Genomic DNA, 14212 nt, shown 5'->3' with positions numbered 1-14212 from the left:
GCCGAGGAACTATTAACTAATAAAAAAGAGCGGGCCGAGCATATTATGCTAGTGGATCTAGAACGTAATGATCTAGGTAGAGTTTGTGAATGGGGATCGGTTCATGTGGATGAATTACTGACGATCGAGCGTTATAGTCACGTTATGCACTTGGTCAGTAATGTTCAAGGAAAATTAGATAAAAAGTATCATGCTATTGATTTAATTAAAGCTCTTTTCCCCGGGGGAACAATTACCGGTTGTCCGAAAGTTCGTTGTCTAGAAATTATCGAAGAATTGGAACCGGTGCGACGCAATTTATTCTATGGTTCCTGTGGCTATATTGACCTACGGGGTCATTTAGATTTGAATATTCTCATCCGTACCCTATTAATGACTGCTCAAGGGAATTTAAACACCGTTTGGGGACAGGTGGGAGCGGGAATAGTTGCCGATAGTGATCCCGAAAAAGAATGGTTAGAATCCCTTCATAAAGCTGAAGCACAATTAATCGCTTTACGTTCTTTTTAATTTTTGATTTCAACAAACTAACCTATTGTTGCATCTTGCATGAGTGCCTTTTGCATGAGTGCCTATCCTAACCAAGAAATTAATTTGGCAGGACTACTTACTTTTTACCTTATCTGCTATTTTGTAGGATAGCTTCCGATCTTGAACCCTATTCATGAATCAAATTTCTATCGCTGTTACTTTTTTTCTTAGTTTATTCTTGACCTCGCTTCCCTTTTTACTTTTCGGGGCAGCCGTTTCCAGTTTTTTGCTGGTTTTCGTCAATAAACAGCGATTAGCGGCGATATTTCCCCGTAATCGACTGTTAGGAGCGATCGTTGGCAGTACAATCGGATTAATCTTACCGGTCGGACAATACGGCACGATTCCCGTCGCTAGAAGATTCTTATTAGAGGGAGTACCCCCAGGGGTGGTGTTTAGCTTTCTCACCGCTGCACCTACCCTAAATATCGTCACTCTTTGGCTAACTTGGCAGACTTTCACCTATTCTAGTATTTTCTTCTATCGATCGCTTTCGGTCTGGTTAATGGCAATTGTTATCGGTACTCTCTTTAGTTTCTACCGGGAAAAACCCCGCACCGATAGCGAAATTCCCCTAGAATCGAGTTTAGTTCTTTCCGGTAGTTTTTTACCGGAGGAAGCAGCCAGTCAACCCCTACAAAGAGTCGGCAGTCTTGTTTATGAGTATAAAGCTAGAGATAGGCAAGCTTGGCCAATTTCTGTGCAGTTATTTCTCGATAACTTTATCGATGAAGCGCTGGAATTAGGGGGATTATTAATTATAGGCTGTGCGATCGCTAGTGTCTTTCAGCTATTATTACCTCAGAGTCAATTAATTGCCTGGGGGAATACTGCCGTTACTCAAATTCTCGTGCAGTTGTTTTTAGGTGTCACCCTTTCTGTTAATGCCAGTCTTAGCGCTTTTGTCCCCGGTTCTTTAATTACTAATCTGTCCCTGGGTTCCACTCTAGCTTTTTTACTGGTCGCTTCCCTCATTGATATTAAAGCTTTTATCCTCCTCCTATCAGCTTTCCGTCCTAAAATCGTCCTTTATTTCGGAATTTTATGCCTGTTAATGACTTTTTTAGTGGCTCTGATCCTCAGTTTTTATCTAGGTTGAATTTCTTCCGGGTCAGAAAAATTTTTTCTTGACAAAAGCCTCTTGACATGATACTATATTCATAATGGAAAATCCGTGCGCCTACAAGCCCTATTTTCCCAAGCATTTAAACTCTAACTCATCCTGATTCTGCTTGCCGGAGTTGCGACAACATAGTTTTATAGTTCTCACTCCACCCACCTACTGAGAGGTTCAATAAGCATCTTTTCGATGAATACTACTCAATATGATAATCAGCATTTCTTGATCTTGAATTTTGTAAATGATGCGATAATCTCCTATTCTAATTCGGTAGGTTTCATCATATCCTTTGAGTTTCTTGACTCCGCTAGGACGAGGTGTATCGGTAAGTAGTCTAATGGCAGTAATTAAGCGTTCGCGTTGTTGTTTGGGTAAGTTGTTTAGTTGTTTTTGAACTGGTTTCGGAATAATAACTCTGTAGTTCACGCTTGAGTTGTCTCATATTCTTCGAGGGTTAGATAGTCTCCTGCTTGATAAGCTGATTCAGAAGCGATTATGTTAGCTTGCTCTTCTTCTGTAATTTCTATTGCAGTATGTCGTTCTTTGATAAAGAGCAAAAAGTCAAGTAATTCAGTCAAAAGGGTGTCAGGTGTCTGCTCGATTTCTTTAATTAGTTGTTCTTTGAGTGTCATAGCTTTATCAGTAATCAGTAATCAGTAATCAGTCATCAGTTATCAGTGATTAATTCCATCATAGTCCATCATTCAATCATTCCAATCATAGTCGATGATTAGGTGGTGGGTTACTGGACTAGGTAATAGGTGTAGGGGTAATTCATGAATTACCCCTACAATAGGCTACGTTTTTCTGGATGTTGTCAAAATTTTCTCTTGACAAAAGCCCCTTGACATGATATTATATTCATAATGGAAAAGCCGTGCGCCTGCGAACCCCATTTTCCCAAGCATTTAAACTCTAACTCATCTTAATTCTGCCTGCCGGAGTTGCGACAACATAGTTTTATAGTTCTCCATAATTGTTTGGCTATCGGGATGATTTTTCCCTAATACTTGGGTAGCAATCTTAATCGCTTCTCGATAGAGAGGTTCCGCTTCTGTGTATCTGCCTTGGGAATAGTACAATGCTGCTAAATTGTTGAGGGAAGTTGCCACATCGGGATGATTGTCTCCTAAGAGTCGTTTTCTCAAATCTAATGCTTCTAGATAGAGAGGTTCTGCTTCTGTGTACCTGCCTTGGGAATTGTACAATCCTGCTACATTGTTGAGGGAAGTTGCCACATCGGGATGGTTTGCTCCTAATAGCTGTTCTGTCAGAGAAAGGGAGCGCTTATACAGGGGTTCTGCTTCTGCGTACCTGCCTTGGCATCGGTATAATAGTGCTAAATTGTTGAGGGAAACTGCCACATCAGGATGGTTTTCTCCTAATCGCTGTTCCCGCAGAGAAAGGGAGCGCTTATACAATGGTTCCGCTTCCGCGTATCTGCCTTGGCATCGGTATAATTCTGCTAAATTATTGAGACTGGTAGCAAAATGGGGATGGTTTTCTCCTAATAGCTGTTCCCGCAGAGAAAGGGAGCGCTTATATAATGGTTCCGCTTCCGCGTATCTGCCTTGGTATCGGTATAATTCTGCTAAATTATTGAGACTGGTAGCAAAATGGGGATGGTTTTCTCCTAATAGCTGTTCCCACAGAGAAAGGGAGCGCTTATACAATGGTTCCGCTTCTGCGTATCTGCCTTGGCATTGATATAATGCTGCTAAATTATTGAGACTGGTAGCAACATCGGGATGGTTTTCTCCTAATAGCTGTTCTGTCAGAGAAAGGGAGCTCTTATACAATGGTTCCGCTTCTGCGTATCTGCCTTGAGAATAGTACAATGCTGCTAAATTGTTGAGGGAATCTGCCACATCGAGATGATTTTCTCCTAAGCGAGTTCGAGTTGCGGTTAAACAAGCTTGACAGTAAGGTTCAGCAATAGCATACAATCCTTGTCCATTATAATAACGAGCTAAACCCATATAGGACTCGGCTAAATCCTCATCAGCGATATATTCTGGATATTCCCTGACAGCTTGTTGAATATGGGGAATTAAGGGAGTCAGATTTTGAATAATATCTAGAGTGGGAGTTTCGGGGACTGTTCTCGATGTATCTGTCATCACCGTACAATAACGACTTTTTGCGGTATTGGCTATCTCGGAACCTTCTAATTTTTCCCGTAGATAAAGACGGATGAGAGGGTGCAGTTGATACCATTCATTGCCTAAAGATTTCAGCAAATTAAGCTTAACCAAGCTATCGGTTAACCATTTTTCTATCTCGTCTTTAGCTTCATCAGAAAATAAACTGATGATTAAGTGCTTGGGAAAAGGTGCCGAAGCAAATAAACTGAGACAAAGAGCTAATTTTTGTTCTTCTGTTTCTAACAGTTGCCAACTGAGATCGAGAATTGTTTTAATACTGCGGACTTCCTCCTTATCAGAGTTGAGATATTTTAAGCCTTTTTTGGGGAATTTTTCCTTGATATTTGCTAAAGTTTCAGTGGTTGCTTGTCTCAGAAAACTGCCTAGTAATTGTAATCCTAGAGGCAAATATCCTAAACACTGACAAAGTTGCTTGGCTGCCTCTAACTCCGCGGTTAGACGTTCTTTTCCTAAGTAGGTTTGCAGTAAATCTAAAGCTTGCGCTGCTGTGAGAACATCTAAGTTTATCGTTGATAGCGATACCCCTAAGTAACTAAAGCGAGTGGTAATTAAAACCCGAAAACGAGATTCTTTTCCTGATGGTAGATAAGATGTAATTTGGTCGTAGTCACGCACATCATCAAAAATAATTAAAGCATTTCCCTCGGGCCAATTTTGCCAACAGTAACGCACTCGTTCACTTAAGGTTCCCTGATTGGGGATGTTTAAACCCAGGTATTCTCTGGCAAAAAATAAAATAGCCAAACCGGGGTCACTGTTAAGGACATTTATCCAACAAATACCCGCAGGATAATCCCCTTTATGTTGCCAAGCATACTGTAAAGCTAATTCAGTTTTTCCCGAACCTCCCATCCCACTTAAAACAATTGGGGAAGATTGCTGAAAAGCTTGATGAATCCGGGATAATTCCTGTTCTCTACCAACAAAGTTAACTGCTGTTCCTGGTAAATTATAGGGATCATGAACGGTATTTTTATCGGTAAATAGCTGATTATAGTTGGTAGCTTGGGTTGAATTTTCTGTTAAAAATAACCGCAGGAAAAACCAAGAATTTAAATCTGGCATATAGAGAATAACTTTGTTAGTAAAATCATGATTCATCCACCAAATTTGTCGGAGATTAAAGCGAGCTAAATTTTCTCGATTGAAATTAATTAATTGCAAGGCATCTACTAGGGAAGCATCAGAAAAAGCGGTTTCAAAACCAGTAATTGATACTACTCCCGACTCCAATTCTGCCAATTGTGTTAACAAGAAGTTCAAGACAAAAGAGGGTTTTTCCCATCTTGGTAAGACAATTTTATGAAAAATAATGCCTTGTTCTTGCAGTTTATTCTCTAATTCTCTAACTACTTGCTGACGGGAAAAATCATCATAAAATTCCACCCTAGCTAAACCTCTAGATGGTCTTCGTCCCCACAATAGCAAACGAGCTGCCGTATGGGAAATAGTACCCGGTTCTAACTCCGATTGATTAGTTTGATTAACTTGATGTACCACCGGGGACACCTCCATCGGGACCAGTAGGAATATGACCTTGAGCATTTAAAATATCAACCACAAGGGGATGCACCATAAAGCATCTTTCCCCGTCTCCATCTACTTCTTGAATCGCTCGATCATTTAATAAAGCGTATAATACTTCATTGGGAATTTGTGCTTCCGGATTAGCATCATAAATTCGTTTTAACAATAATACCTTATCCCCATAACTAACATGATCGATATCATAAGGATTTTGACCTAAACGTCTTTCATATTCTGTTCTTAAACTGCGAATTGCCCTGCTAATATGACTAGACATGATCAGATTTTGTTGATTGACAATTGCTTCATCAGAAGCTTCTCTAACTAAATAAAATAAATCTCTGATATTGCCACCAGAGGCAATAATAACCCGCTCTATTTGTCCATCTTCAAATAAATTAGATTTAACTCTTGCTTCTAAAACTTTTCTCACTGCTTCCCGTCCTTTTTGGTTAGGAGTATGATCTTTTTGGCAAAAAACTGGAGTATCGGGAATCAGGAGATTATGGTCAAAAGTGAGGTTAATCCCAGGAGATGAATTATACAATCCAATCGGAATATTAAAAATAATGTGAATGTCTAAATCTTTGAAAATGTTAGAATAGTTTAAAAATAAATCCCTGACCGCTTCTTGTGAAACACCAGCTTTATCGAAGTCTTCTCCAATAATTAACCAGCTTCTCTGCATAGTTTCCTGTAAGTTCTGATTACACTCTTTCAGGAGTTGATTAGCAATATTAATTAAATCTCTGGAACGGGAAAGACGGTATTCAACAACTTTTTTCTCTCGCGAGGAAGCAAACCGGAATTCTCCCTTGAGAGAGGCAAAAAGTCCGAGAATTTTATTCCAGAAAGAATCTTCCTTTACTCCCGCTCCTGCTTCCGTTTTGATTTGACTTTCTCTGGTTTCCTTGCGGGTAAATTCTTCAGAACTAAACCAATCCCAAAGCTTTTGTAAATTTTCATCACTGGGTTGTCGAGAAATTTTAGCGGTTTTCTCAACAATTTCCACCACCATAAAGAGAAACACATCAAGGGGACTGAAATTAATCGCATCGAGTTCACTTAAAACACTAAATCGCAGGGGTTTAAAATGCTGTTTAATCTCATGATCATTAATTAAACGAGTTAATTCTGTCGATTTGCCTACCCCCGTGTGTCCCATTAAACAGGCTTTGTAATATTGTTGCGTATCTATGACCCGTTTTAACCCTAATTTTAGACGCTGAATTTTATCTTCCCCTCTCACCTTATTCATTTCTTCTCGATAAAAAGCATCTATTTCCTTCTGAGTTAATAGGGGTTCAGGAGATATAGTTAAATGGATTTCATCAAGAGTAGTCGCAGGTTCAAAGCGAGTCAGAGAGGCGTGTTGCATAGAGACAGGAAAAATCATTCTCTGGAGATACTTTTTATTATATAAGTAGCTGGTTATAATTAAATTAAAAATGGATTTTAGGTTCGATCCCCCCTTAATCCCCCCTTAATAAGGGGGGCATCTGAAAGTTTTTAATACCCACCTAATTATTCAGCAAACCATATTTAAGCGGGAAAAATCCCTTTTTGTGTAGTCTGTGATACTGTTTTTAGGATTGAGATCGTCTAAGGTCAAAGAAATTGCTTCTAGGGTTCCGATTTAAACTTCTTTAAATGTCAGGTCCGAGAGGAGCAAGCTAGTCTTAAATGAGCGGATCAAAAATTTTTTCCGTCTAAGCTGGCTACACGGCGGGATAAAAGCCCGGGAGACTTTAAGGATAACTGTTTTGAGGCAGTATCTTTGAAGACTCCCGGGTTATTGTATTTTGAGGTAAAATAATGTCCGAGGAATCTACTTTTCAACCCCCTCATGTAACTGAAGCTCAACAGGCCTTAGAAAAAGAACGCCATTTGCCCCTAACCGGTTGGCAACAGGAAGTTTCCCAGGGGTTAACCTACGGTTTAGAGGCGGCCGATAGTATTCGCGATCGCAGTATTCCCACCTTTTCCAGGGGTGAGTTACCCCACTATGCGGGAATTAACACCTTTATGAAGGCTCCCTATTTGGAAGATGTGCGGAATGTGGGCAATTATGACGTGGCAATCGTGGGTGTTCCCCATGATTCGGGGACAACTTACCGACCCGGAACTCGTTTTGGTCCCCAGGGAATTCGGCGGATTTCGGCTCTTTATACACCCTACAATTTTGAATTAGGGGTAGATTTGCGCGAACAAATTACGCTCTGTGATCTGGGGGATATTTTCACCATTCCTGCTAATAATGAAAAGTCCTTCGATCAAATCTCGAAGGGGGTTGCCCATGTTTTTAGTTCCGGCGCATTGCCGATTATTTTAGGGGGTGATCATTCTATTGGTTTTCCGACGGTGCGCGGTATTTGTCGGCATTTAGGGGATAAAAAAGTCGGTATTATTCACTTTGATCGCCATGTGGATACCCAGGAAACAGATTTAGATGAACGGATGCACACTTGCCCCTGGTTTCATGCCACCAATATGAAAAATGCTCCTGCTAAAAATCTCGTCCAATTAGGGATTGGTGGTTGGCAAGTTCCCCGTCAAGGTGTTAAAGTTTGCCGCGAGCGGGCCACTAATATTTTGACCGTCACCGACATTGTGGAACGAGGCATTGATGCGGCCGCCGAATTTGCCTTAGAACGAGCTTTAGATGGTACGGATTGCGTTTGGATTAGTTTTGATATTGATTGCATTGATGCCGGTTTTGTCCCCGGTACAGGTTGGCCAGAACCGGGGGGTTTATTACCCCGTGAAGCCTTAGCTTTATTGGGTAAAATTATCCAAAAAGCTCCCATTTGTGGCATGGAAGTGGTGGAAGTTTCCCCTCCCTACGATATTAGTGATATGACCTCTTTGATGGCTACCCGTGTTATTTGTGATGCCATGGCCCATCTGGTTATTTCAGGTCAATTACCGCGTAAAGAAAAGCCCTATTATATTCATCCTGATGCCAATCTGGCCGTTGACGAACCCTGGCAGTAATTTCCTATGCACGAAACTGATATGACCAAGGCGTTAATTATGACAGTTCGAGATTGGTATGATAGCCAACCTGAAAAGCTCAAAATTGAAAAAATTCATCTCATGGTTGGTGAATTTACCTGTGTCGAACCAGTCAGTTTACAATTTGCCTTTGAAGTTCAAACTGCCAATACTTTTCTGGCTGGCGTGGAATTAGCGATTAAAAATATTCCCCTAATTGCTTATTGTCATTGCTGTCAAAAGGATTATCAACCCCAAATTGGCCAGCAATATTCCTGCCCAACTTGTCGATCGCCGATGGAGGATATTCGTTCAGGTCGAGAGTTAAAAATTGACCACATTGAATATTCTTTAGATTCTTAAACAAAGTTGGGCGATCGCTTCTACAAGTTCGATGATCAATTATTCATTCTCAACTAAAATGCACCAAACTTTTGACGCGGCCCTAGAAATTAATCTACTTCATGCCAATCAAGCAGGAGCCGATCACAACCGGGAACATTTTGACGAGTGGGGCATCACCTGTTTAAACCTGATGAGTAGTCCTGGTGCGGGTAAAACTGTATTATTGGAAAAAACCCTCGCAGCCTTAAAAGATCAATTAAAAATGGCTGTTATTGAAGGCGATATGACTACAGAACTAGATGCAGAGCGCCTGAGACAATATGGAGTTCCGGTAATTGCCATTAATACAGGTCGCTCCTGTCACTTAGATTCCAAAATGGTAGCTGGGGGAATTCATCGTTTCAAAGAAGATTATAACCCCAAAGAGTTTGATTTATTGTTGGTGGAAAATGTGGGAAATTTAGTTTGTCCCGCCGAATTTGAGGTAGGGGAACACGCTAAAGTTGCTCTATTAAGTATTACTGAAGGAGAAGATAAACCCCTCAAATATCCAATTATGTTTCAAGAAGCGGATTGTCTGATTATTACCAAATTAGATCTGGCTCCTTATTTAGAGATTGATTTACAACGTTTAGAAGCAAATGTTCGTTCTATGAATCCCGATGTAAAGATTATCGCTCTTTCTGCTCAAACAGGAGAAGGTTTAGAAGACTGGTTAAATTGGCTAAAAAGCCAAGTCAATATTCCGAGGTTTTTGAATTGTTAATCAGTAACAGTTTTTGAGATTTATTTCTGTTTTACTAGCTGTCATCTCTAAAGGCTATTACCTATGAAACGGCGCCATTTTTTCTCCTTACTTCTCGTTTTTTTTAGTAGCTTACTCCTGACCATTAGTTGCAATCAAGCTCCTCAGCAAACCCCCAATGCAAGTAGTTCTCTGAGTAATACTGCCCCGATTGTCATTGGTTATAGTAACTGGGCCGGTTGGTGGCCATGGGCGATCGCTGAAGAAGAGGGATTATTTGCTAAAAATGGGGCTAATGTTCAAATGAAATGGTTTGATGGTTATCTTGAATCCTTACAAGCTTTGGCCGCCGGACAATTAGATGGAAATAGTCAAACTCTCAACGATACAATCGCTTTTGCGGGAGATGCAGTGAATGGTCAAGTTGCTGTTTTAGTTAATGATAACTCGTCAGGAAATGACAAAGTTATTGTCACAGAAGAGATTAAAACTATTCAAGATTTAAAAGGCAAAAAAGTTGCAGTCGAAGAAGGCGTTGTCGGTGATTTTCTCCTCAGTTTAGCTCTAGAAAAAGAAGGAATGAGCCGTAAAGATGTGCAAATTGTCCCCATGGAAACAGGGGCTGCTGCTGCCGCTTTTGCATCGGGAAAAGTAGATGCAGTTGGTGCTTTTCCACCTTTTTGGTCAACAGCCCTTAAAAGAAAAGGTTCTAAAGAATTAATTAGTTCCAAAGCTTTTCCCGGTGCTATTCCCGATTTATTAGTTGTCAGTGCCAAATTAATCAAAGAAAAACCAGAACAGGTTCAGGCTCTTGTCAAAACCTGGTTTGATGTTCGAGAGTTTATGGCTAAAAATCCCCAAAAAGCCGATGAGATTATGGCCAAGCGTGCCGGCATTAGCCCAGAAGAATTGGCCTTATATAAAGAGGGAACGAAGTTTTTCACCTTAGAAGAAAACCTAGAAGCTTTTAGTCCGGGGAAAACCATAAAAAATATGCCCTTTGCCGCTCAAAAAATGGCTGGTTTTATGATGGAAGTTGGCTTTATTAAAAAAGTCCCCGATCTAACAACCATTTTAGAGCCCAAATTTGTCAAGTCGTTGGCAAATCAAGACAAAAAATCCTAATTAGTCCCTCGATCATTGACTTCAAGAATTGTTTGATAACTGGGTGATATTGGCTATCAAAATTATTCTTTTCTTTGGCAAATCCCATGACCACAACACCTAAAACGCTTCCTCAAAGCACTTTTTGGCGGATTACCGAGGATATTCCCGAATCCCTCAAATGGACTTTAATGGTTTCCTCTATTATTGTCCCGCTTATTTTCTGGTTACTAATCTCTAGTTTTGCGGGCATTGAATCCGTATTTTTGCCTTCTCCTTTAGCCGTTATTCAGGCCTTAGGAAAATTGGCAGAACAGGGCTTTTTAATTCAAGATACTATTACCAGTTTTTTACGAGTAGTTGGGGGCTTTTTTTTGGGAGGATTGTTTGCTATTCCCCTGGGGATTTTAATGGGAACTTTTCCGAGTATTCGTAGTTTAATGGAACCGATCATTGGCGTTGTACGTTATATGCCCGCTCCTGCTTTTATTCCCCTATTGGTTATTTATTTGGGTATTGGAGAAACATCAAAGATTATGCTCATTTTTATCGGGACAATTTTCTTTAATACCCTGATGATTATGGATGCAGTTAAGTTCATTCCCCGTGAATTGATCGAAGTAACTTATACCCTTGGAGGAACTCGAAAACAGGTTTTATTTAAAGTGATTACTCCCTATATTATTCCTAATGTTATCGATACTTTTCGTGTTAATATGGCAGCCGCCTGGAATTTGGTAGTGGTGGCGGAATTGGTGGCGGCCGATAATGGATTAGGCAAACGGATTTTATTGGCCCAGAAATTTCTGAGAACCGATGAAATTTTTGCCTGTTTAATTGTCCTGGGAATTATTGGCTTTGCCCTAGATTTAAGTTTTCGTTTGTTTTTGCAGTGGACTTGTAAATGGTCAATTACTCGTTAACTTAAAAACTCAATAACAGAGTTGATTATGTCACCAATAAAGTTATTTTAATGATAAGAGAAGAACCTTAATGCACTTAGAAATTACTCAACTCAATAAAATTTTCACCACTAAACGAGGTGCTGTGGTCGCTCTGAAAGATATTAATTTACACGTTGAAAGTGCTGAATTTGTCTGTGCGGTCGGGGCCTCTGGTTCGGGAAAATCAACTTTGTTGCGAATGATTGCGGGTTTAGAGCTGCCCACTTCCGGCAAAATTACCGTTGATGGTGTTGAAGTGACAGGGCCGGGAGCCGATCGCGGCATGGTTTTCCAAAATTATACACTCTATCCCTGGATGACGATCCAAAAAAATGTTGAATTTGGCTTAAAACTACAGGGATTATCGACAAAAGAATGCTGGGAAGTGGCCTGTTATTATCTGGATATTGTCGGTTTAACTCAATTCGCTAATGCTTACCCCAGAGAACTATCGGGTGGGATGAAACAACGGGTAGCGATCGCCCGCTCTCTTGCCTGTCATCCCAAAGTTTTATTAATGGACGAACCCTTTGCAGCTTTAGATGTACAAACCAAAGAAAGAATGCACGAATATTTAATTGAAATTTGGCAAAAAATTAGGTGTAGTATTTTAATGATTACCCATGATGTGGATGAAGCGGTTTTTTTAGCTCAACGTATTTATGTTTTGAGTGCTAGGCCCGGGACTATACAACGGGAATTAACAATTAATTTACCCCTAGATCGTAATCATAAAATTAAACGACAAGCTCAGTTTTATGACTATACCGATGAAATTTACGGCCTACTACGGGGTGAGAAATCCTAGAAAAAACTAGGGATGATCAAGAGTAGTCCCGGGTTGAAAACGAATTAGAGCAGCAAAAATCATCCTCAAACAGCGATCGCTCGTTGCTGCCGCAAAACCTAGATAAGGTTTGCTGAATAAATCTAAAAACCTTGTTGGGTAAGACTTTTAGACTTTTTGTCAATCAAAAAGTGCCAGCCCTTGCAGTGATCGGGGGGGAAATTTAGGCACTTTTTCCCTGAAAATTAGGTATTGACCCCCTAAAAAACCCTACACCCCATACCCCACACCCCACACCCTGCCCCACGAAAAACTTTTTCAGCAAACCCTAGATAAATGATAGAACAGTTGTTCAACCATTAAGATTTGGTGATAATCCCGGGCAAGTGTGATCTAAAGTACAGCTTTTTTTGGGAAAGTTTCTCCATCGGTGCTGCCTTGGGGCGCAAATATGATAGAATGGGGGTAAATTGATACAAAACTTTACTTCAAGGTGAATCTATGCCGTTTACGATCGAATCAGCGCGGAGCATTTTCCCCAACACGCTATCAGCGGATGTGGTTCCTGCCACGATTGCGCGTTTCAATCAGCTGAATACCGAAGATCAACTAGCCTTGATTTGGTTTGCCTATCTAGAAATGGGCAAAACCATCACCGTTGCCGCCCCCGGCGCTGCTAGTATGGTGTTTGCCGAAAAAACCATGAATGAAATTCGGCAGATGTCACCCCTGCAACAGTCGCAGGTGATGTGCGACTTAGCCAACCATGCTGACACCCCGATTTGTCGTACCTATGGCACTTGGTCTGCTAATATCAAGCTGGGATTCTGGTATCAATTAGGACAATGGATGGAAGATGGCAGTGTTGCCCCAATTCCCAAGGGTTATGAACTATCTGCTAATGCTACCGCCGTTTTAGACGGGATTAAAAAATTAGAGTCGGGACAACAAATCACCGTTCTGCGGAATTGTGTGGTCGATATGGGCTATGATCCGAAGAAACTGGGCGATTATAACCGTATTTCCGAACCCGTGGTTCCTCCCCAAAATATTGCCGAACGGACCAAAGTTAGCATTGAAGGCGTTACCAATGCCACCGTCCTCAACTATATGGACAACCTCAACGCTAATGACTTTGATGTATTAATTGAATTATTCACCCCTGACGGCGCTCTGCAACCACCTTTCCAACGTCCCATCGTCGGTAAAGAGGCAGTATATCGCTTTTTCCGCGAAGAATGCCAAAATTTGAAATTAATCCCCGAATGCGGTGTAGTGGAACCCGCCGATGACGGTTTTACTCAGATTAAAGTGACGGGAAAAGTACAAACCCCCTGGTTTGGTGCGGGTGTGGGTATGAATATGGCATGGCGCTTCCTCCTAACTCCTGATAATAAAATTTTCTTCGTAGCGATCGATTTATTAGCTTCTCCGAAAGAATTATTAAACTTTGCCCGTGGCTAAATAGCTACTGAGAGAAATCATTAAAAATTCTGATGAAACTTATTAGAGTTCCTTGTCAAGTGAACTCTTTTTTTTATACAATTAAAAGGCTGACTTAAAAAAATTGGTAAATACACCGGTTTCTTCTCCGATCTAGGTAAGAATAACTAAACAATCATTCTTACAGATGTGGGCGAAAAGAGTCGAGGTAGTTCAAAAACCCAAAATTATCATCCCTAAAACTAAAATCATGCCTATGAGTGAAATAATTTGGTCAGATACCGAACAAGAAATTGCTCAAACTGCTTTCCAAAAAGCCTATCAGCGAGAAACTAGCACTTTAATAGAACATATTAAAGAACAGTCTGGTCAGATCACGGTTTTAGATGATATCTGGCAAATGCACGATTATCTAAGCGCCCGACGACATCAGATTGATGGTAAATATGACTATCGCTATACTTCCCTAATTTTTGTCTTTGCTCAACTATTAAAGGAAGGATGGTT

The 14212-nt window shown here is 40.6% G+C and carries 14 protein-coding genes, 1 pseudogene and 1 riboswitch; of the genes and pseudogenes, 10 read left to right on the top strand and 5 right to left on the bottom strand.

Annotated elements, in window-relative coordinates:
- Both PX481_RS12660 and PX481_RS12655 read left to right on the top strand, forming a co-directional pair.
- Positions 1–510, top strand: a 510-nt coding sequence (locus tag PX481_RS12660; RefSeq protein WP_288094682.1) for a chorismate-binding protein, incomplete at its 5' end; no start/stop codon positions are given.
- A gap of 154 nt (positions 511–664) precedes the next feature.
- Positions 665–1630: a permease gene (locus PX481_RS12655; protein WP_288094681.1), complete on the top strand. Its 966-nt coding sequence runs from the start codon at positions 665–667 to the stop codon at positions 1628–1630.
- 192 nt (positions 1631–1822) lie between these two features.
- Here PX481_RS12655 and PX481_RS12650 read toward each other — a convergent pair whose 3' ends face one another.
- From PX481_RS12650 to PX481_RS12635, 4 genes are all read right to left on the bottom strand, one after another.
- A complete protein-coding gene (locus PX481_RS12650; protein ID WP_002746390.1) occupies positions 1823–2077 on the bottom strand; it encodes a type II toxin-antitoxin system RelE family toxin in 255 nt (84 codons plus the stop codon).
- On the bottom strand, positions 2074–2283 hold the full coding sequence (locus PX481_RS12645) for a hypothetical protein (RefSeq protein ID WP_002798302.1): 210 nt from the start codon (positions 2281–2283) through the stop codon (positions 2074–2076). Before PX481_RS12645 ends, PX481_RS12650 begins: the two co-directional genes overlap by 4 nt.
- Positions 2284–2571: 288 nt before the next feature.
- Positions 2572–5331, bottom strand: coding sequence for an FxSxx-COOH system tetratricopeptide repeat protein (gene fxsT / locus PX481_RS12640; protein ID WP_288094680.1), 2760 nt, complete (start codon positions 5329–5331; stop codon positions 2572–2574).
- Complete coding sequence (locus tag PX481_RS12635; protein WP_288094679.1) at positions 5300–6721, bottom strand: hypothetical protein; 1422 nt, start codon at positions 6719–6721, stop codon at positions 5300–5302. The genes fxsT and PX481_RS12635 overlap by 32 nt, the downstream gene beginning before the upstream one ends.
- A gap of 234 nt (positions 6722–6955) precedes the next feature.
- A riboswitch (guanidine-I (ykkC/yxkD leader) is annotated at positions 6956–7090 on the top strand.
- 68 nt (positions 7091–7158) lie between these two features.
- On the opposite strand from PX481_RS12635, the gene PX481_RS12630 reads away from it, so the two are divergent.
- The 6 genes from PX481_RS12630 (at position 7159) to PX481_RS12605 (ending at position 12283) form a co-directional block, all read left to right on the top strand.
- Positions 7159–8337, top strand: coding sequence for an agmatinase family protein (locus PX481_RS12630; protein ID WP_002732465.1), 1179 nt, complete (start codon positions 7159–7161; stop codon positions 8335–8337).
- 6 nt (positions 8338–8343) lie between these two features.
- Entirely contained in the window at positions 8344–8700 is a 357-nt protein-coding gene (gene hypA, locus PX481_RS12625) for a hydrogenase maturation nickel metallochaperone HypA (RefSeq protein ID WP_002760929.1), read from the top strand.
- 58 nt (positions 8701–8758) lie between these two features.
- Positions 8759–9448 carry a hydrogenase nickel incorporation protein HypB gene (gene hypB / locus PX481_RS12620; RefSeq protein ID WP_002734828.1) on the top strand — a complete coding sequence of 230 codons (690 nt, stop codon included), beginning with the start codon at positions 8759–8761 and terminating at the stop codon, positions 9446–9448.
- A 63-nt stretch (positions 9449–9511) separates the two neighbouring features.
- Positions 9512–10552, top strand: a complete 1041-nt coding sequence (locus PX481_RS12615; protein ID WP_002760931.1) for an ABC transporter substrate-binding protein — start codon at positions 9512–9514, stop codon at positions 10550–10552.
- An 86-nt stretch (positions 10553–10638) separates the two neighbouring features.
- Positions 10639–11454: an ABC transporter permease gene (locus PX481_RS12610; protein ID WP_002760933.1), complete on the top strand. Its 816-nt coding sequence runs from the start codon at positions 10639–10641 to the stop codon at positions 11452–11454.
- Positions 11455–11524: 70 nt separating this feature from the next.
- Positions 11525–12283 carry an ABC transporter ATP-binding protein gene (locus tag PX481_RS12605; protein ID WP_002760935.1) on the top strand — a complete coding sequence of 253 codons (759 nt, stop codon included), beginning with the start codon at positions 11525–11527 and terminating at the stop codon, positions 12281–12283.
- Between the two features lie 122 nt (positions 12284–12405).
- Here PX481_RS12605 and PX481_RS30125 read toward each other — a convergent pair.
- A pseudogene (locus PX481_RS30125) lies at positions 12406–12587 on the bottom strand (hypothetical protein).
- A 176-nt stretch (positions 12588–12763) separates the two neighbouring features.
- Between PX481_RS30125 and PX481_RS12600 the strand changes: the two are divergent.
- Positions 12764–13726, top strand: coding sequence for an orange carotenoid-binding protein (locus tag PX481_RS12600; protein WP_002760936.1), 963 nt, complete (start codon positions 12764–12766; stop codon positions 13724–13726).
- A gap of 235 nt (positions 13727–13961) precedes the next feature.
- Positions 13962–14212: fluorescence recovery protein (frp, locus tag PX481_RS12595; RefSeq protein ID WP_502888600.1), on the top strand; the 251-nt coding region annotated here is incomplete at its 3' end.

It is taken from the genome of Microcystis sp. M53603_WE2 (assembly GCF_030065435.1).
The sequence above is the reverse complement of the archived record's forward strand: the minus strand, read 5'-3'. Positions and strand labels throughout refer to the sequence as shown.